20 protein-coding genes are annotated in these 17,368 nt (G+C 45.1%); 10 read left to right on the top strand and 10 right to left on the bottom strand.

Going from position 1 to position 17,368, the window contains the following annotated elements; genetic code table 11:
* Window positions 1-24: 24 nt before the first annotated feature.
* On the top strand, window positions 25-897 hold the full coding sequence (locus KN811_RS03565; RefSeq protein WP_187965472.1) for a nucleoside phosphorylase: 873 nt from the start codon (window positions 25-27) through the stop codon (window positions 895-897).
* Between the two features lie 10 nt (window positions 898-907).
* On the opposite strand, the gene KN811_RS03560 is transcribed toward KN811_RS03565, so the two are convergent.
* Entirely contained in the window at window positions 908-1,531 is a 624-nt protein-coding gene (locus tag KN811_RS03560) for an L-threonylcarbamoyladenylate synthase (RefSeq protein ID WP_187965473.1), read from the bottom strand.
* Window positions 1,532-1,706: 175 nt separating this feature from the next.
* Between KN811_RS03560 and KN811_RS03555 the strand changes: the two genes are divergently transcribed.
* From KN811_RS03555 to smpB, 6 genes are all read left to right on the top strand, one after another.
* Window positions 1,707-2,306, top strand: a complete 600-nt coding sequence (locus tag KN811_RS03555) for a TetR/AcrR family transcriptional regulator (protein WP_187965474.1) — start codon at window positions 1,707-1,709, stop codon at window positions 2,304-2,306.
* A 102-nt stretch (window positions 2,307-2,408) separates the two neighbouring features.
* Complete coding sequence (locus KN811_RS03550) at window positions 2,409-2,897, top strand: acyl-CoA thioesterase (protein ID WP_187965475.1); 489 nt, start codon at window positions 2,409-2,411, stop codon at window positions 2,895-2,897.
* 110 nt (window positions 2,898-3,007) lie between these two features.
* Window positions 3,008-3,418 (top strand): GNAT family N-acetyltransferase, encoded by a 411-nt coding sequence (locus KN811_RS03545; protein WP_187965476.1) that lies wholly within the window; start codon window positions 3,008-3,010, stop codon window positions 3,416-3,418.
* Entirely contained in the window at window positions 3,418-4,083 is a 666-nt protein-coding gene (deoC, locus tag KN811_RS03540) for a deoxyribose-phosphate aldolase (protein ID WP_187965477.1), read from the top strand. Before KN811_RS03545 ends, deoC begins: the two co-directional genes overlap by 1 nt.
* Window position 4,084: 1 nt before the next feature.
* The gene (deoD, locus tag KN811_RS03535; protein ID WP_187965478.1) at window positions 4,085-4,780 is read left to right on the top strand and encodes a purine-nucleoside phosphorylase; all 696 of its coding nucleotides are present in this window, start codon (window positions 4,085-4,087) and stop codon (window positions 4,778-4,780) included.
* 232 nt (window positions 4,781-5,012) lie between these two features.
* Window positions 5,013-5,471 (top strand): SsrA-binding protein SmpB, encoded by a 459-nt coding sequence (gene smpB, locus KN811_RS03530; RefSeq protein ID WP_187965479.1) that lies wholly within the window; start codon window positions 5,013-5,015, stop codon window positions 5,469-5,471.
* Window positions 5,472-5,490: 19 nt separating this feature from the next.
* On the opposite strand, the gene KN811_RS03525 is transcribed toward smpB, so the two are convergent.
* The 5 genes from KN811_RS03525 to pxpB form a co-directional block, all read right to left on the bottom strand.
* Window positions 5,491-6,135: a response regulator gene (locus KN811_RS03525; RefSeq protein WP_187965480.1), complete on the bottom strand. Its 645-nt coding sequence runs from the start codon at window positions 6,133-6,135 to the stop codon at window positions 5,491-5,493.
* The gene (locus KN811_RS03520; protein WP_187965481.1) at window positions 6,128-6,925 is read right to left on the bottom strand and encodes a sensor histidine kinase; all 798 of its coding nucleotides are present in this window, start codon (window positions 6,923-6,925) and stop codon (window positions 6,128-6,130) included. Before KN811_RS03520 ends, KN811_RS03525 begins: the two co-directional genes overlap by 8 nt.
* A 965-nt stretch (window positions 6,926-7,890) precedes the next feature.
* Window positions 7,891-8,457, bottom strand: coding sequence for a hypothetical protein (locus KN811_RS03515; protein ID WP_187965482.1), 567 nt, complete (start codon window positions 8,455-8,457; stop codon window positions 7,891-7,893).
* Between the two features lie 213 nt (window positions 8,458-8,670).
* Window positions 8,671-9,516, bottom strand: a complete 846-nt coding sequence (locus KN811_RS03510; protein WP_187965483.1) for a 5-oxoprolinase subunit C family protein — start codon at window positions 9,514-9,516, stop codon at window positions 8,671-8,673.
* Window positions 9,509-10,234 carry a 5-oxoprolinase subunit PxpB gene (pxpB, locus tag KN811_RS03505; RefSeq protein ID WP_187965484.1) on the bottom strand — a complete coding sequence of 242 codons (726 nt, stop codon included), beginning with the start codon at window positions 10,232-10,234 and terminating at the stop codon, window positions 9,509-9,511. The genes KN811_RS03510 and pxpB overlap by 8 nt, the downstream gene beginning before the upstream one ends.
* A gap of 196 nt (window positions 10,235-10,430) precedes the next feature.
* On the opposite strand from pxpB, the gene KN811_RS03500 reads away from it, so the two are divergent.
* Together KN811_RS03500 and KN811_RS03495 are read left to right on the top strand one after the other, a co-directional pair.
* Complete coding sequence (locus KN811_RS03500) at window positions 10,431-10,688, top strand: DUF6364 family protein (RefSeq protein WP_187965485.1); 258 nt, start codon at window positions 10,431-10,433, stop codon at window positions 10,686-10,688.
* Window positions 10,685-11,110, top strand: coding sequence for a type II toxin-antitoxin system VapC family toxin (locus tag KN811_RS03495; protein ID WP_187965486.1), 426 nt, complete (start codon window positions 10,685-10,687; stop codon window positions 11,108-11,110). The genes KN811_RS03500 and KN811_RS03495 overlap by 4 nt, the downstream gene beginning before the upstream one ends.
* A 54-nt stretch (window positions 11,111-11,164) precedes the next feature.
* Here KN811_RS03495 and pxpA read toward each other — a convergent pair whose 3' ends face one another.
* From pxpA to KN811_RS03475, 4 genes are all read right to left on the bottom strand, one after another.
* On the bottom strand, window positions 11,165-11,881 hold the full coding sequence (pxpA, locus tag KN811_RS03490) for a 5-oxoprolinase subunit PxpA (protein WP_187965487.1): 717 nt from the start codon (window positions 11,879-11,881) through the stop codon (window positions 11,165-11,167).
* Between the two features lie 245 nt (window positions 11,882-12,126).
* Window positions 12,127-13,326 carry an Nramp family divalent metal transporter gene (locus KN811_RS03485; RefSeq protein ID WP_187965488.1) on the bottom strand — a complete coding sequence of 400 codons (1,200 nt, stop codon included), beginning with the start codon at window positions 13,324-13,326 and terminating at the stop codon, window positions 12,127-12,129.
* Complete coding sequence (locus tag KN811_RS03480) at window positions 13,326-14,417, bottom strand: DUF2891 domain-containing protein (protein WP_187965489.1); 1,092 nt, start codon at window positions 14,415-14,417, stop codon at window positions 13,326-13,328. The genes KN811_RS03485 and KN811_RS03480 overlap by 1 nt, the downstream gene beginning before the upstream one ends.
* A gap of 169 nt (window positions 14,418-14,586) precedes the next feature.
* Window positions 14,587-16,122, bottom strand: a complete 1,536-nt coding sequence (locus KN811_RS03475; protein ID WP_187965490.1) for a YifB family Mg chelatase-like AAA ATPase — start codon at window positions 16,120-16,122, stop codon at window positions 14,587-14,589.
* A 388-nt stretch (window positions 16,123-16,510) separates the two neighbouring features.
* Here KN811_RS03475 and KN811_RS03470 point away from each other — a divergent pair, with 388 nt between their 5' ends.
* Window positions 16,511-17,314 (top strand): serine O-acetyltransferase, encoded by an 804-nt coding sequence (locus KN811_RS03470; RefSeq protein WP_187965491.1) that lies wholly within the window; start codon window positions 16,511-16,513, stop codon window positions 17,312-17,314.
* Window positions 17,315-17,368: the final 54 nt, after the last annotated feature.

The following is a 17,368-nucleotide window of genomic DNA, read 5'->3' as shown; positions in this document are numbered from 1 at the left end:
CTTACGTCCCAGAACACTTTTTACATGAAAATAGCCGAATCCGAACTTATGCTCAATGCCGACGGAAGTGTGTACCACCTGAACCTGCGGCCGGAAAACATAGCAAGCACCATTATTTTTGTAGGCGACCAGGATCGTGTGGGTAAGATCACCCGTCATTTCGACACTGTGGAATTTACGACGCAAAAACGGGAATTCCGGACAGAGACCGGTATTTACCGGGGCAAAAGGCTTAGCGTGATCTCCACAGGAATAGGACCGGACAATATTGACATTGTACTCAACGAACTGGATGCACTGGTAAACATTGACCTGGAAGAACGCAAGGTTAAAAAAGAACACACCTCCCTCAACATTATCCGCGTAGGCACCTCGGGTGCATTGCAAAAAGATATCCCCGTCGGGGCTTTCCTTGCCAGTTCTTTTGCGCTGGACCTTAACGGCATGTTGCACGCCTACCGTACAGAAAACATTACTGATCCCGAAATAGAAGACGCTTTTATAAAACACACCGGATGGAGCGACCGCAAGGCCAGGCCACTGGTGATCCCTGCCGATGAAAAGCTCCGGGAATATTTTAACGATGAGGAGATCTATCCCGGATTTACCGCTACCGCAGGGGGATTTTACGGCCCGCAGGGACGCGTACTTCGCCTGCCATTACAGGATGCTGAACTCAACCGTAAAATAGACAGCTTTATCCATAAAGAATTGAAAATAACCAATCTCGAAATGGAAACTTCGGCCATTTACGGGCTCTCCAGGCTCCTCGGCCACCGGTCTATATCCCTTAATGCCATCATAGCCAACCGGGCCAATGGCACCTTTGCATCTCAACCGAAAAAGATCGTTGAAAGCCTTATTTCATATACGCTGGAAAAGATACACAAGATGTAGGAGCGGGATTTTATAAAATCTCCTCAAGATCACCTTTGCCCTGCCGGATCACTGCGGGTTCAGGCCCTGTAAGGTCCACTACGGTAGAAGCCATGTTATCTCCATACCCCCCGTCGATGACCACATCCACGAGATTGTCCCATTTTTCGTAGATCAGTTCCGGGTCCGTAGTGTATTCCAGGAGTTCGTCTTCGTCGTGTATAGAAGTCGATACGATCGGGTTTCCCAGTTCCTGCACCAAAGCCTGTGCAATATTGTTGCCCGGCACGCGGATACCCACGGTTTTTTTCTTCTTAAAATCTTTCGGCAGGTTATTGTTCCCGGAAAGGATAAAGGTAAACGGCCCGGGGAGTGCCCGCTTTAATAACTTAAAAGTAGAATTTTCGATCTGTTTCACGTAATCGGACAAATTGCTCAGGTCGGCACATATAAAGGAGAAATTGGCCTTTTCCAGCTTTACACCTTTGATCCTGGCAATACGCTCCAGAGCCTTGGAATTGGTGATGTCACACCCCAGTCCGTAAACAGTGTCCGTAGGATAAATAACCAACCCGCCCCGCTTAAGCACCTTTATCACTTTCTGTATTTCCCTCGGGTTGGGGTTCTCTTCGTATATTCTGATGAGTTCGGCCATATCTACCTTTTTTACTGTGAACAAGCGAAATACAAAAGTATAGAAAAACAGGTACACACCGCTGGCTTATTTCACATATATTACCCCTCCCCTGGTGATAAGTGAAATTTTAAACGACAAAAATATACCGTTCGGTATATTTTTATATATTTGTATATAATTTCACAGACATCATATGTACAGTAAAGCGGAAAGGACATCCAGGCACATCATTGCTTCTACAGCTCCCATCTTTAACCGGAACGGTTATGCCGCCACCAGTATGAGCACCATTACCAGTGCAACCGGACTCACCAAGGGCGCCATATACGGTAACTTCCGGAACAAGGAAGAACTTGCCGTAAAAGCGTTCCGCTATAATGTAAAAAGAATTTTGCGGAAGGTACGCGAACACCAGGAAAGCAGTTCCTCTCCCTTGCAAAAACTCCTCCTCATCACCGATTTTTATCGGAATTACTATGATTTTTCCAGGGATATCGGAGGATGCCCTATTATTAATATCGGTGTTGATGCCAACCATCAGAACAAAAAGCTCCTGGAAGGCGTCAGGGACATTATCCGGAAAATAGAACGCAGCCTTGCAGATATCATAGCGGAAGGACGGGCTCTCGGTGAACTGAAACCCGATACAGACCCTGTAAAAAATGCCCGGCAAATGTTCAGTATCATAGAAGGTGCCGTCTTTATGAGTTTTACGATGGACGACCTCTCCTATTTAGAGAGTACTATGGATATTCTGGAGCGTATGATCCTGGAAGAATGGAAAAACAAGTAATGCAATATTAGTTTACAAAATACAGCAAAAGAAAAAGACAGGCCTGACAGCACACTATTTTTTTAATCACTAATATACCGATCGGTATAAAAAAGAATACTTATGAAAAAACAAAACACCATTTTGGAAAGCAGAACAAAAATACGATTCCAGGACTGCGACCCATTTAACCACCTGAACAACGGCCGGTATCTGGATTATTTTATCAATGCCCGGGAAGACCAGTTGCTGGAATATTACGACATCGACATTTTCCGGATTGCCCGTGAACAAGGGCTTGGATGGGTAGTAAGCAGCAGCCAGGTGGCTTACCTGAAACCCGTGTTCACCATGGAGGAAGTGGTTATAGAGACCCAGCTTGTTCAATATGCCGACAAACACCTGCTCGTGGAAGCCCGTATGTGGGACCGGGACAAAAACATCCTGAAATCACTGGCCTGGCTGAACTTCGTTCACTTTAACCTCAGGACCAATAAAGTACAAAAACACCCGGAAGAATTCCTCGAGCTTTTCCGGGAAATATTACTCCCCGTAAAAAATACTACCTTTGAAGAACGGCATAAAAGTTTCAGGTTTCAAAAGACCTCATGAATGCTTACGTCTGAGGTATTGATAAAAGATCAGAAAGAGGTTGAATGAGATTGATAATGAAGCCCGACAGAATATTAAAATGAATATTCAGTACGCACCCAAAAGAAAAAATGACAAACGAAATTACATACAGTACCTCCGGAGATTTAAAGATCAACGAGCTTCTGGACCTGTTTGAGCATTCGGGCTATTTCCCTTTTAAAGATAAAAATGATACGGAACGCCTCAGGGAAATGTTCGACAATGCCAATCTTGTCGTTTCTGCCTGGCACCGTGGTAAAATTATAGGTATTTCGAGAGCACTTACCGATTTCTGCTATTGTTGTTATTTATCTGACCTCGCCGTCAGGGATGATTATAAAGGAAGCGGCATAGGCAAAAAATTGGTAGAGCTGACAAAAGAAAAGGCCGGCGAACGCTGTAAACTTATTCTTCATTCCAACGCAGATGCCGAAGGCTTTTACCAGAAAATCGGCATGAAGAAAATCAATAGTGCTTACGCAATACAACGGGATTTTTAATGAAAATAAATCGCTATATAGACCATACGCTATTAAAGCCTGTGGCTACCGAAAGGGATATCGAACATCTGTGCAAAGAGGCTCTGCAATATCGTTTTTATTCGGTATGTGTGCACGGTTGTTATGTATCCGTAGCCCGCAAAACCCTGGGCGATGCCGATGACATTCATATATGTGCCGTGGCCGGTTTTCCCCTGGGGGCCATGAGCACCAAAACCAAGATCTTTGAATCGGAACAGGCCATTGCAGACGGTGCAGACGAAATTGATATGGTCATAAACCTGGGATGGCTCAAATCGGGCGATACAAAAAAGGCCCAACAGGAGATCGGGGCCATAAAAAAAGCGATAGGTCCACACATTCTCAAAGTAATTATAGAAACCTGTTATCTTACAGATGCCGAGAAAGCGCTGGCCAGTACCCTGGCCGCAGATGCCGGGGCCGATTTTGTCAAAACCTCCACGGGCTTTGGTACAGGCGGAGCTACGCTTCGCGATATCGAAATCATGAAAGAGGCGGTAGAGGGAAAAGCCCGGCTAAAAGCCTCGGGAGGCATAAAAAGTTTCGAAGTTGCCAAAAAATACATAGATTTGGGAGTTACCCGAATCGGGACTTCCAGCGGCGTAGCCATAGTAAAAGGACTTACTTCTAACGAATCTTACTGACATGAGTTTACATATACGAGCCGAAAAAGGAGAAATAGCAGCAACCGTATTACTCCCGGGCGACCCCCTGAGAGCAAAATGGATCGCAGAAAATTTCCTTACTGAAACCAGGCTATACAATGATGTACGTGGTATGTACGGTTTTACCGGCATGTACAAGGGGCGGCAAATATCCGTACAGGGCACGGGCATGGGTATTCCATCCATAAGCATATACGCCCACGAGCTTATCAACGATTACGGTGCCCGGCAGCTTATCCGGATCGGCAGTGCAGGTTCTTACCAACTCCATATAAAGATCCGTGATATTGTACTGGCCATGTCTGCCTCGACGAACAGTAACATCAACCGTATCCATTTTAACCAGGACAGCTTTGCCCCGACCGCAGATCCCGAACTTTTTCTAAAAGCCGTAAAAACTGCCGAATCCAAAGGGATTGCTGTTAAATCCGGGAATATCCTTACCAGTGACATTTTTTATGACAACGACCCCAATTACTACAAAAAATGGGCGGAATACGGTATACTCGGCGTAGAAATGGAAACCGCCGCGCTCTATTCCATTGCCGCCAAATACGGTGTAAAGGCACTGGCCATCCTTACGGTTACGGACCATCTTATTACAGGGGAGCATATTACTACGGAAGAACGGCAGGTTTCGCTGGAAGAGATGGTCACTTTGGCGTTGGGGATCTAAAGTTTTTTTGGGAAAGATTTATTCTGTTGTAGGGTAACACCCCCCTGCCCCCCTCAAGGGGGGAGCTGTTAGGCTTTTTAACGGAATTAAGCCCCCCGGACACAAGGGGGGCTTGCCCGGACCATCCCATCAAACTAAATCGTATCTCTCGACTCTTGTCAGCAACCTCAAATCACAAATCTAAAACCGTAATTCGTAAATCCGGATAATAGTTATTACTTTTGCTGTCCTTATGCAAAAAAAGATCAACATACAGAATAAACGCGCACGCTTTGAGTACGAGACCCTGGACAAGTATGTTGCCGGGATAGTGCTTTCCGGTACGGAAATAAAATCCATACGTTTGGGGAAGGCCTCTATTGCCGAAAGTTTTTGTGAATTTAACGACCGGGGCGAACTTTTTGTGATCAATATGTATATCCAGGAATATTCGCACGGTACGCATTACAACCACCAGCCCCGGAGTGAACGCAAACTCCTTCTCAACAAGAACGAACTTCGCAAACTGAATAAGGAAGTCAAGAATGTGGGACTGACCATAGTCCCCCTGCGCCTCTTTGTCAACGACCGCGGACTGGCCAAGATGGAAATAGCCCTGGTAAAGGGAAAGAAACTACACGACAAGCGCGAGACTATCAAGGATCGGGATAACAAGCGAAACCTGGACAGGATCAAAAAGGACTACCGCTAAGGCGGGTGGTATTCGGTGTTCATACCTCAATAAGTTTATGCTTTATGGCATACAGCACCAGTCCTACCCTGCTCTTTACCTCCAGTTTTTCAAAGAGTACTTCCCGGTAACCGTCTATCGTTTTCGGGGAGAGGAACATGTTTTCGGCAATCTCTTTATAGGTCCGTTCCGTACAGGCCAGTTTCAGGAATTCCATTTCCCGTTCCTTGAGCCGTAATTTAGTAGTATCTTCCTTCTTGTCAATAGAATCCAGGATGGTATTGGTGATCCTGTCGGAAAAATAAAAGCCTTTGGTAAGCACATCTTCCACCGCTTTTTTAAAAATATCGGGATGGATATCCTTTAATACATATCCCCGGGCTCCCAGGCGGAGCATTTTTATGATCGTTTCTTCCCGGTCGTCTATAGAAAGGGCAAGCACCTTCAGCTCCGGGTTATGCTGTTTTATCCAGGCCATGGTCTCCAGTCCGTCCATAACGGGCATATTGATATCCAGGAGCACCAGGTCGGGAACCCTTTCTCTGTTTTCCATTTCAGTAATAAACTCTTTTCCATTCAGGGCGTGGAACAGCACTTTATACTTATTGAAAGTGGAAACAAGGGAGATAAGGGATTGCGCAAAAAGTAAATGATCATCGACTATGGCAATACCATTATTATTCATTTTTGGTTTTGGTTGGTTTATAGGGATATACCAAAGTTACTGAAACTCCTTCATTTATTTTAACATTTAGCGATAATTTTGCTCCGATCAATGCCGCCCTTCTTCGCATATTGAAGATCCCGACCCCCCGATCTGTATCTTTTAAATCGAAACCCACACCATTATCTGCAGCAGAGATAACGACCTCTCCCGGCAGGTACCGGATGCAAACAGACAACAGGGTGGCCCTGGAATATTTGATACAGTTGGAAAAGCATTCCTGGAAGATACGGAAGATGATCACTTCGTCCTTTTTGTCAATGGAAACGGCCTTTCCTTCTACTTTAAAATCCACTTTAAGAAAGTTGAGGCGTTTAAACCGGCCCACTTCTGCCCTCAGGGCCTCTTCCAGGCCTACGTTCAGGATAAAATCTGCATTGAGTGAATGCGACAATTGCCGTATTTCGTTCACGCCCCTGCCCAGGATGTCTGTGGCTTCCTCAAATTGTTTTTTCTGTGCTTCAGGAACCTGGTTTTCCAGCATGGTAAGCTGCATCTTGGCCACGGAAAGCAATTGCCCGATATTGTCGTGCAGTTCCCAGCTTACGTTCTTCAGGGTCTGTTCCTGTATTTCGGTCTGGGTCTTTGCAAGTTCTTCCTCGAAACGTTTTTTGTCCTCGGCTTTTTCTATCAGCAATTTGGTTTTTTGTCGATGATAGGCTAAAAAGAAAGCAACAACAAAGATCACCAAAATAACGATAAGTACACTTACGTATATGATTAGGCTTATTATTTCTTTTTCATTTGCCATTAAAATAAAAATAGCTGGAACTGCTTTATCTTTCACCGAATGAGTCTGTTTTTTCAAACTGAATTTACCGGCGGGAACTGTGTTTTTTATTCTTTCGTGATTGCCACACATTAATTAAAAAACCGATAATAAAAGAACCATACATAACATAGCATGAAGGTACCAAAATGAAAGAATATATAGATTTTGAAAAATTAAAATATTCTGCAAAAATAAATATAGGAATAGTAACCAAATTGAAAAACAATATACCTACGGTTATCCAAAAGTATAAATTCAAATAAAAAGTAAAAATTCTATTGCTGGTTATCAAGGAGTAAAAATATATTGAAGCCGCAATAAAAACACATATAACACCCGCTATTTTATGATTGACCAACATAGTCCGGTTAAATAACGAATAATTACCAATGTGATCTATTACAACCAAAACAGTATATAAAATTAACAGGAAGTATATTGTTTTTTTATACCTTGATTCAACTATCTGAATAAAGAAGAAAAGAAAAAAATAAAAAGTTGAGATTGAGTATATATTATATATCCAATGCGTACTATTGACAATGACTTGCGGGATGACCTGTTTAAAATTCACACCCAAAAATATGGTTTCATTAAAGGCCAGTATCCTTAAAAAACCGAAGAATTCAGTAACAACAGTGACCAACAAATAATATAAAATAATATTGAAAGCCCTACTTCTGTTTTTTTCATAAGTAGAAATTGCTACTATTAATGTTAGTATTTCTATAAAGAATATAAAGAAAAATTTATTTTTTTCCATTAAAGATAATAATTACAATAGCCTCATTGCAGATAGAAAGAATATTGCCTTTTTTAGTATCGGGAGTAAGCCGGGTAATTTCATCCAAAAGTTAGAATATTTCCCCAATATTTTACTTCGGGGAAATATTCGTAAGATCAATTAAAACCAAATTATTTATAATTGATTATACTTTTAAAATTTAGTCTGCATACTTTTCAGAAGGAGGTTCTCCCTGTCCGCCATAATTATAAGAATCGATTTCCGTAATTTCCTCTGCATAATAAAACACAGGAGACAAATTCACCACAGCCCCTTCCTGCCGTTCCGCTTTCCTCCCGGCAGGGGAAATAAACATGGTCATAAAGTTCTGCTTTTCTCCATAATCATCTTCATCCGGATAGATGCCGAAGTAAAAGCGATAACCTTCCAGCGCATATCCCTTTTCCCAGGCTTCCTGCTTGACCCAGGCAAAATAGTGTTCCAGTTCTTCCACAGTATAATAAGTGTAGCTTGCCAGTTTAAAATCTGCTTTATTATCCCTGGGGACAAACCCGGCCTTTTGCATTCTGTTCAGCCTGGCCGTATCTTTTGTTCCTTCCATAAGTTCCGTGAGCTCATCCACAAACCGGCCACTTAATCTCGCCGCCTGTTCCTTGTCTATTGTTTTTTTCGGCTTTTCCACTTCAGGAGGCTGGCAGGAACCTAAAATAATTAAAGTGCATAAGGCCATAAACAAGAAGCCCCGTTTACATAAGGTAGTTTTCATAATAAAAAATTTTTATTGGTTTAGTTAAAAGTATGGAGAAAACGATAAAGAGGAAAGCCTCCTTTACGAAAAGGGGAAAAATCCCCTTTTAATTCCCGGGAAAACACCCTTGTGCCTCCGTATTGGTGGAAACACCTTTGTCCTGCATGTTAAACTATCCCGAAAACAGACAGCAAACTGCTCCTGAAGTGAAGGTAAAATGATACCATGTTTTTAGCCCCGGAGCCTGATATCTATGGTGTCGCCCACCTTCTTCTGCCCCAGTACGGAAACACTTTTTTCTGTAAGCTGCAGAATACGCGGGTATCCTCCGGTGGTCTGGCAGTCTTTCATCAGGACGATCATTTTTCCGGAAGGGGTTAGCTGTACGGTTCCTGGTAAAGTAGCCGAAGTGATAATACCGAAATCGTTGGGCAACAGTTGTTCTTTGAGTTGATAAGCCATACGGTTGTTCTGTGGAGAAACGGTAAATGTTGCTGTTCTGATCCGCTCCTTATCGGCTTCCGGTAACAGCTCGTATTCCGGGCCGGGAAATACTTCTATATGCGTGTCAAATAAAAATTCGTTGTCGATCTTTATTTCGATAAGGTTTTCTATATCGCCCTCATAGGGCTGGTAAGGCAGGGTGTTCCCTTCAACAATACGGGCGGTTTGGGTTACGGGAATATAGAGCGACCTGCTTCCCAGTACTTTTTCAGTCTTAAATCCATCTTTTATCCCCAGGTAAGCCCGGAAACCTCTTTGCAGTTTTCCGAAGGACAACACGTCCCCGGAGTTTATTTTTATTACCCGGTTATAGGGTATTTTCGCATCATTTACGGCGGGCTGCATTTCTGCCCCGGTGACCACAATATGTGTAGGTTCGGTAAATTCCAGGTCGGGCCCGGTCATGGTCGTTTCCAAGACAGCGGCATTGTCGTCATTGTTCAGCAAGCGGTTGGCCAGTGTTGCGGAAAAAAGGTCCATAGCACCGGAAACAGGAACTCCCATGTCCCGGTATCCTGTTCTTCCCGCGTCTTGTACAGAAGTGTAAAATCCGGGCTTTAATACCTTAATCATGCCAATTCTCTTTCTCTATTTTATATACCCCTGCTGCCGCTTCAATGCTTATCAGTTCGTGTTCGGCTTTTTTCACCCGGTAGAATTGTACTTTGTCGCCAATCTTTATTTTACAGGGTTTTTTCGCGTAAGGGTCGAACAGCTTTACCGGGGAGTTTCCGATAATGTTCCATCCGCCCGGACTTTCCTGCGGGTATATACCGGTCTGCTTCCCTCCTATACCTACGGCTCCTCTGGCTACCTTGAGCCTGGGGTCGCTTTTTCTCGGGGAAAAGAGCCTTTCGTCCAATCCGCCAAGGTACATGAAACCCGGCAGGAAACCAATGGCAAACACCGTGTAAACCTTCCCGGTATGCAGCGTTATAAGCTCATCTTCAGGCATGCTTTTTTCACTGGAAAGAAGTTCCAGGTCCAGCCCGAATTCTTTGTCATAGCATACGGGAAACTTCCACAGTCGCCTTTTTAAGGGTTTATTTTTACGATTGGAATACAGCTTGCGGAACCTTTCGGTCATGTCCCCTACCTGTATTTTTTCAGGGAAAATAACAAGAAGGGTGTGATATGCAGGAACCAGTTCACACTCGTCCCGAAAGGCTTTACGGATCATTTTCCTGAAACGGATCACATCTTCCAGGACAGCCTCGTCTATCTCTCCGGGCCATTCAATGAGGATGGCCCTTTCACCCATGGGCCTGTATGTGAGGTCATAGCTTTTCATAGGTAAAGTCATACCGCTAATTACCAAAAAAACTCCAGGATTTAAAAGTAAAACCAGCGTAAATTTATAACGAACCTGTTTAAACTTTCCTTAATTGAAGCGAGAAAGTTTAAATGAGTTGGAAATATAATGGCCTATTGATAAAGATACGTATAATTTTTATATTTTTGTCGTATAAACGAAAAACCAGAGAGTTATGGATGCCAAGATCACCTTGTCCTTTGACGAGGATGTCATTGATAAGGCCAAAGAGTTTGCCCGGTCCCAGAACGTCAGCCTGTCAAGGCTTACGGAGTTCCTGTACCGGCAAATTACCAGCGGGCACTACCAAAACCTGGAAGAATTGCCCATTGCAAGCTGGGTAGGGATGGTGGCAGAAGGTGAGGCCGAGTACAAAATAAAACCCCGAAGCAGAAAATCGGCCAAAGAAGAATACTTCAAAAACAAAAAATGAAGGTCTTTATCGATGCCAATATACTGGTCTCGGTACTGAACAAGGAATACCCGCTGTTCAGTTATTCTTCGAGACTTTTAAGCCTGGCGGACAGCAAAAAGTTTAAGTTGTTCACCTCTCCCGTATGCCTGGCCATTGCTTTTTATTTCTCCGAAAAGAAAAGCGGCAGAAAAATGGCTAAACAAAAGATACAGACAATTATTTCCAGGATCCATATTGCCGAGGCCGACCGGAAGGCAGTTATGCTTGCCGCACAGCACAAAGCCGTGGAAGATTTTGAGGACGGCCTGGAATACTACGCCGCCTTAAATGCCGGATGTCAATGTATTGTAACAGAAAATACCTGTGATTTTTATTTTTCGGAGATCGAAGTATTGCAGGCTTATCAGTTCCTGGAACAACATGTGATAAAACCTTCATAAATTATTCGAAACATCTTCGAACTACTATTCCCTCGCAAAGCAGCCTTATAACCCTCACCGGCGTTTAAATTCTTTTGAAAGGAATTCCAGTATTTCCACCGCATGTGCATTATCGCCATGCAGGCAAAAGGTATCGGCTTTAATGGTGATCTTATTTCCTGTTGTGGTAAGTACTTTTCCTTCTTTTATCATAACCAGCAGGTGTTCCAGGACTTTTTCCTTATCGTGGATTACGGCATTCTCTGCGCTTCTCGGTACCAGGGAAAGGTCGTCATTGTAATTTCTGTCGGCAAATGCTTCATATTTTATCCGGAAACCTTCGGAAACTGCAAGGCTTTCTATTTCGGAATTATACGGAGCATATATAAAAACGCTTTCCCTGTATTCTTCAATAGCGGACAAAAATATTTCTGCCGTGCTTCTGTCCCTGGCCATATCATTATACAGGGCCCCGTGCGCTTTTATGTGGAAGAACGCAGTTCCTTTTTCTATTACGATATCTTCCAACGCCTTCACCTGTTCCCGGATCGACGCGATCAGGTCTTGACGCTCTAGCTTTACGGATCTGCGACCGAAATTTTCCCGGTCCGGATAGGACGGGTGTGCCCCTATCTTTACGCCGTGCTCTACGGCAAGGTTTACCACTTTCCGCATGGCCTCCTCATCTCCGGCATGGCCGCCACAGGCTATGCTGCACGAAGATATACAGGGCATTAACAGATGTTCGTTGTCCAGGCCTTCGCCTACGTCGCAATTGATGTCTATGGTCATATCAGTTCAAGGTTCAAGGTTCAAGGTTCAACCCTTCGACACTTCGGCTGCGCTCAGTGCAGGCAAGCTCAGGGAGACAGGTTCAAAGTTCAAGGTTTTACCCATCGGTCCCTGAGCAAAGCCGAAGGGAAAGTTCAAAATTTTGGTCCCTGGGCCCCTCGATTAAACTCAGGATAAACTAAAGCCGAAGGAGGTTCAAAATTATTGAAAATGCGGGGTTCAGAAAACGAAAGTTCATTATTTCGTTACCATCCGAAAACTTTAAATATACTACGTATTCCTAAAAGGATGGTAATAAGGATGATTACCCCGGAAATCACATTCTGCAAGACCGTATTTTTATACCTGCCCAACACTCCTGCCTTATTGACCACCCACCATAAAAACAGGGCTATCACGGGAAGCAATATACCGTTGGCCACCTGTGCAAACAGGATCAGTTCTATGGGATTAAATCCCAGGGAGGCAAAAAGCACCCCGACACCGATCACTGCCATCCATACCACCCGGAACCTGGTATCTTTCAGGGAGGCATTCCAACCGAAACAACCGTTGGCCACATAGGCAGCAGCCAGCGGAGCGGTCACAGAAGAGGTGATCCCGGCTGCAAACAGGCCTGTTCCGATAAAATAGACGGCAAACCTGCCGTAAAGCGGTTCCAGCCCTTTGGCCATATCCATAACATTGCTTACATCGGTAAGTCCACTTCCTGCGGCAGTAATAATGATGGCCATGGACACCAGGCCGCCCAGAATTACAGAGACCAGCGTATCTTTCCGGGCGGCTTTGAGATCGTCCGGGCTTTTCCATCGCTCCCCGACCAGCGAAGCGTGTAAAAAGAGGTTGTAGGGAACCACGGTAGTCCCCACCAAACCAATAACCGTAAGGATACTTCCTTCTGAAAAGCCGGGAATAAAAGCACCCCGTAATACAGCACCAATATCGGGTTTAGTGAGGACTGCTGCGAGTATAAAAGACAGGCTCATCACTAATACCAGGCCTATCATACATCGTTCCAGCACCTTATAATTTTCGATAAAGAGCAGCATAAAAGCCATTGCACCGATAAGTAAAGGATAAAACGGGGTAAAACCCGCTCCGAAGACACCTGTCATCCCCAGGGAAGCCCCACTAAGATTTCCTGCTTCATAAGCTGCATTTCCAATCACTACTGCTGAAAGGACAAGGATTATGGCCGGTATTTTTAAATATTTATGACGTATCTGAGCTTTTATAACATCTGCAAGGCCAAGGCGGGTTATTATACCTATACGGGCGGCCATTTCCTGCAGGATCACTGTGGCTATTATGGAAAGTACCATAGCCCATAACAGGGTGTAACCGAAGCCTACTCCGGTCAGGGTACACACGGTTACGGTACCGGGACCTATAAATGCAGCCGCCACCAGGGTGCCGGGTCCTATATTTTTAAAAAACTTAAACATTAATGCGCAGTTTGCAGGGCATAAACGGCAAATGAGCCCAGCCAGTGTGTACCCTCATAATTGTTGTCCACAATATTGGGGAGGGAATGCAACACGTGGTCATTGGCCATCTTTCTCAAATGTCCGTATTCCGGAAAATCTTTGGCGATGCCGTAGAGACACCAGGCCCTGCTGAAGTTCACCCCGTCAAGGTGCACCAGCTTGCCGTCTTCCCGGTCAGATACTTTTCCCTGTTCGAGCCTAAACGATGATTTTCCGAGCTGTGGCAGGAATTTTTGCAGCCACCCGCGAAATTCTTCTTTAGGGAGTATCCGCCTCATGATATCCGCTTCTTCGAGGCAGGGTGACAGAAAATCAAATCCGCCCGGTTCCCAGGTCATGGGGCAATCCGCATCACTCAGGTAAAAATCCCTGGCCCTTTTTTCGATAAGTTCGAGGAGTTCTGTATGGTTTACGGTTTTGGCATAATCATAGGCGAATGTCAACCCGAATGCGGTGTTGGTATGTTCTCCTACTCGGATGGGGTAGTTCAGTTTTGGTAAAAAATCCAGGTATCCCCGGATAATGACGTCGGTAAGCGGTTGCAGATTGCCCTCCAGTTCCCTGGCCAACGGATCATTCCAGGTATGTAGTTCTTCGGCCAGTTTTAGCAGCCATGCCCATCCGTAGGTGCGTTCATAGGACGGTTCTTTATCAAAATAGGCTATTTCACCACGGATATTTTCTTCGGAGATATTGCCCCGTAATTTTTGCCTTGCCTCTTCCGCATTTGCCATATCCGGGAACTGTTTTAGCAAACTTACCAGCATCCAGTGCCCGTGTACGGACGAATGCCAGTCGAAACACCCGTAAAAGGCAGGGTGTAATTTTTGGGGAGCCTGTATATCGGTGGAATCGTTCAGGGTCTGGCTTAATTTGTTGGGATATTCGGTCTGCATGCATTCCAGCGGCAATCGGACAAGCCTGTTGGCTTCTTTTAAAGTAAGCTGTAATATCCGGGTGTCCTCCGCAGTTTCGGTAGAAGTATTTTTCTGCTTGTCAGGAGTGCAGCAGGTGAGTAAAAGGATCAGTATGGTAAAAAGTTGCTTCATTTGGTAGATGTTAGACATTAGATTTTAGATGTATTGGAGATTGTTTTTTGTTTTTTATGATCTGGTGACGAGCTACAAGGTCCTGCACCTTTATCGTTGGGGCGCAAGATCTTGCGCCCTTACCATCGTTTTTTTTATCTATCTCATATTATCATATTCGGAGGGAGCGTTATCCCAGCCATCCTTCCCGGTCCAGGCTGCGGTATTGTATGGCCTCGCTGATATGGTTACCCGATATATGTGTGGCATGGTCCAGGTCGGCAATGGTCCGGGCTACCTTGAGTATGCGGTCGTAGGCCCTGGCGGAAAGGTTGAGCCGTGTCATGGCATTCTTTAAAAGTGCTTTGGAGGCGTCGTCGAGTTCGCAATATTCCCTGATCTGCCTGCTGCTCATCTGGGCGTTGTAGTGGATATTTTCAGTATCCTTAAAGCGGGAAGCCTGTATTTTCCGGGCCGCAGTTACCCGTTTCCGGATATCCACACTACTTTCGCCCTTACGATCGTCCGAGAGTTTTTCAAAGGGTACCGGGGTTACTTCAACATGAATATCTATACGGTCCAGGAGCGGACCGGATATCTTGCCGAGATAGCGTTGCATTTCCGTGGGAGACGAAGTTACGGGAGCATCGGGGTCATTAAAGTACCCCCCGGGACTGGGATTCATACTGGCAACCAGCATAAACGATGAGGGATAGGTGATGGTAAATTTAGCCCTGGAAATAGTAACTTCCCGGTCTTCCAGGGGTTGGCGCATCACTTCCAGTACATTGCGTTTAAACTCGGGGAGTTCGTCAAGGAATAAAACACCGTTGTGTGACAGGGATATTTCTCCCGGTTGAGGATATGTACCGCCTCCGACCAGGGCTACGTCGGAAATGGTATGATGTGGCGATCGGAATGGCCGGGCTGTCATTAACCCGGAGTTTTCCATCCGGCCTGCCACGCTGTGTATCTTGGTGGTTTCGAGGGCTTCGTGAAGGGTCATGGGCGGCAGGATACTGGGGAGCCTTTTGGCCAGCATGGTCTTCCCTGCTCCCGGCGGCCCAATAAGAATAATATTGTGCCCGCCTGCCGCAGCAATCTCCATACATCGCTTTATGCTCTCCTGCCCTTTGACATCGGCAAAATCGTGCTCAGGGAAATCGAGTTTGTTGTAAAACTCTTCCCAGCTGTCTACTTTAACAGGTTCCAACAGCTTTTTGTTGTCAAAATGATCGATCACCTGTTTGATGTTTTCCGCTCCATATACTTCCAGGCCGTCTACCACAGCGGCTTCTTTTGCATTTTGTTCCGGAAGGATCAGCCCTTTAAACCCTTCTTCCCGGGCCTGTAATGCTATGGGCAAGGCTCCTTTGAGAGGTTGCAGGCTGCCGTCCAGGGACAGCTCCCCCATGATGATATATCGTTCTATACCTTCGCTTTTTATCTGCCCGGAAGCGGCCAGTATACCGAGTGCCAGCGTAAGGTCATAGGCCGAACCTTCCTTGCGCAGATCGGCAGGCGCCATGTTTATGGTGATCCGCTTTCCAGGGATCTTGTAGCCCGTATTCTGCAATGCAGCGGCTATCCGGTAATTGCTTTCCTTGATAGCATTGTCCGGCAACCCTACCAGATAATACCCCACACCGGTAACTACATTGACCTCTACGGTGATTGTTGTGGCCTCTACCCCGAAGACGGCACTTCCGTATATTTTTGTCAGCATTTGATATTTTTTTGTTTAAAAATATAAAAATTAACATATATGTAACGGAAGGTTCTTAACTTTGTATTCTCAAAGCCATAAAGTTATATTGTGTTTTATCTTCATCATTTATATATAACCTATTGGAAAGTCAAATCCCTTATCGGGGTCTGTTAAGGCCTCCGGCGGGTTTTTGCTTTGTCTTTTTTCCACTTTTTACATTTTATCAAAATAAAAACACGATCAATGTTCAAGACATTGATCCAAAGCAATATTTATAACCCCTATTGCCACACATGGCACAAACAACGCAACACACCATAAAAAAGTACGAAGTACGAAGGCAGAAGTACGAAGTGGAATTAATCCATATGTAAAACTTCGGACCTCGTACCCAAAAAACAAACCAATGAAAAAAGAAACGATTATTAAAGACATCATAAAGCACAAGCAAAATCCGAATCTGAAATTCGTGCTGAAGGAAAAGACCGAAGCCTTTGCTTCCCATCTGTTCTACACCTTGTTTGACAACGATACTTCGGTAGCAGAGAACATAGACCTGCTGGAAGAAGAATTCCAGGAGATCGTAGACCTGGCCTGCTGGGCCCCGGGAAAACCCTGCGGGAAGATCTGGGAAAGCTACCTGAACGAACTTCCGGAACTCCTGAGAAAACTAAACCTGGATGCTCAGGCCATTGTGGAAAACGACCCGGCTTCCCGGACTATCGAAGAGGTATGCCTCGCTTACCCCGGATTTTATGCCATTGCCATTTACCGGCTTTCCAGGCCCTTATACCTCTACGGCCTTCCCATCGTTCCCCGGCTGATGACGGAGTATGCCCACCGGCTTACGGGGGTGGACATTAACCCCGGGGCGCAGATCGGCGAATCTTTCTTTATTGACCATGCCACAGGGATCGTGATCGGGGAAACCACCGTGATCAAAGACCGCGTAAAGATCTACCAGGGGGTGACCCTCGGTGCTCTTCATGTGGAAAAATCACTGAAAGATATAAAGCGGCACCCGACCGTGGAAAGCAATGTCACCATTTATGCCAATGCTACCATACTGGGAGGGAAAACAGTGATCGGGGCCAACAGTATCATAGGAGGAAATGTGTGGCTTACCAATTCCGTACCGGAAAATTCACTGGTTTATCACACGCCGGACATTAAGATCAAATCGAACGGGGAGATAAAGAATCAGGGATAACCATCCGGGTTATCCAGGAATTATGCCTTTTTACCCTATGAACTTTGTGTCCTC

It is taken from the genome of Sinomicrobium weinanense, from assembly GCF_018863395.1.
GTDB lineage: Bacteria > Bacteroidota > Bacteroidia > Flavobacteriales > Flavobacteriaceae > Sinomicrobium > Sinomicrobium weinanense.
Note: the sequence above shows the minus strand (reverse complement) of the source record. Positions and strands in the feature narration are given on the sequence as shown.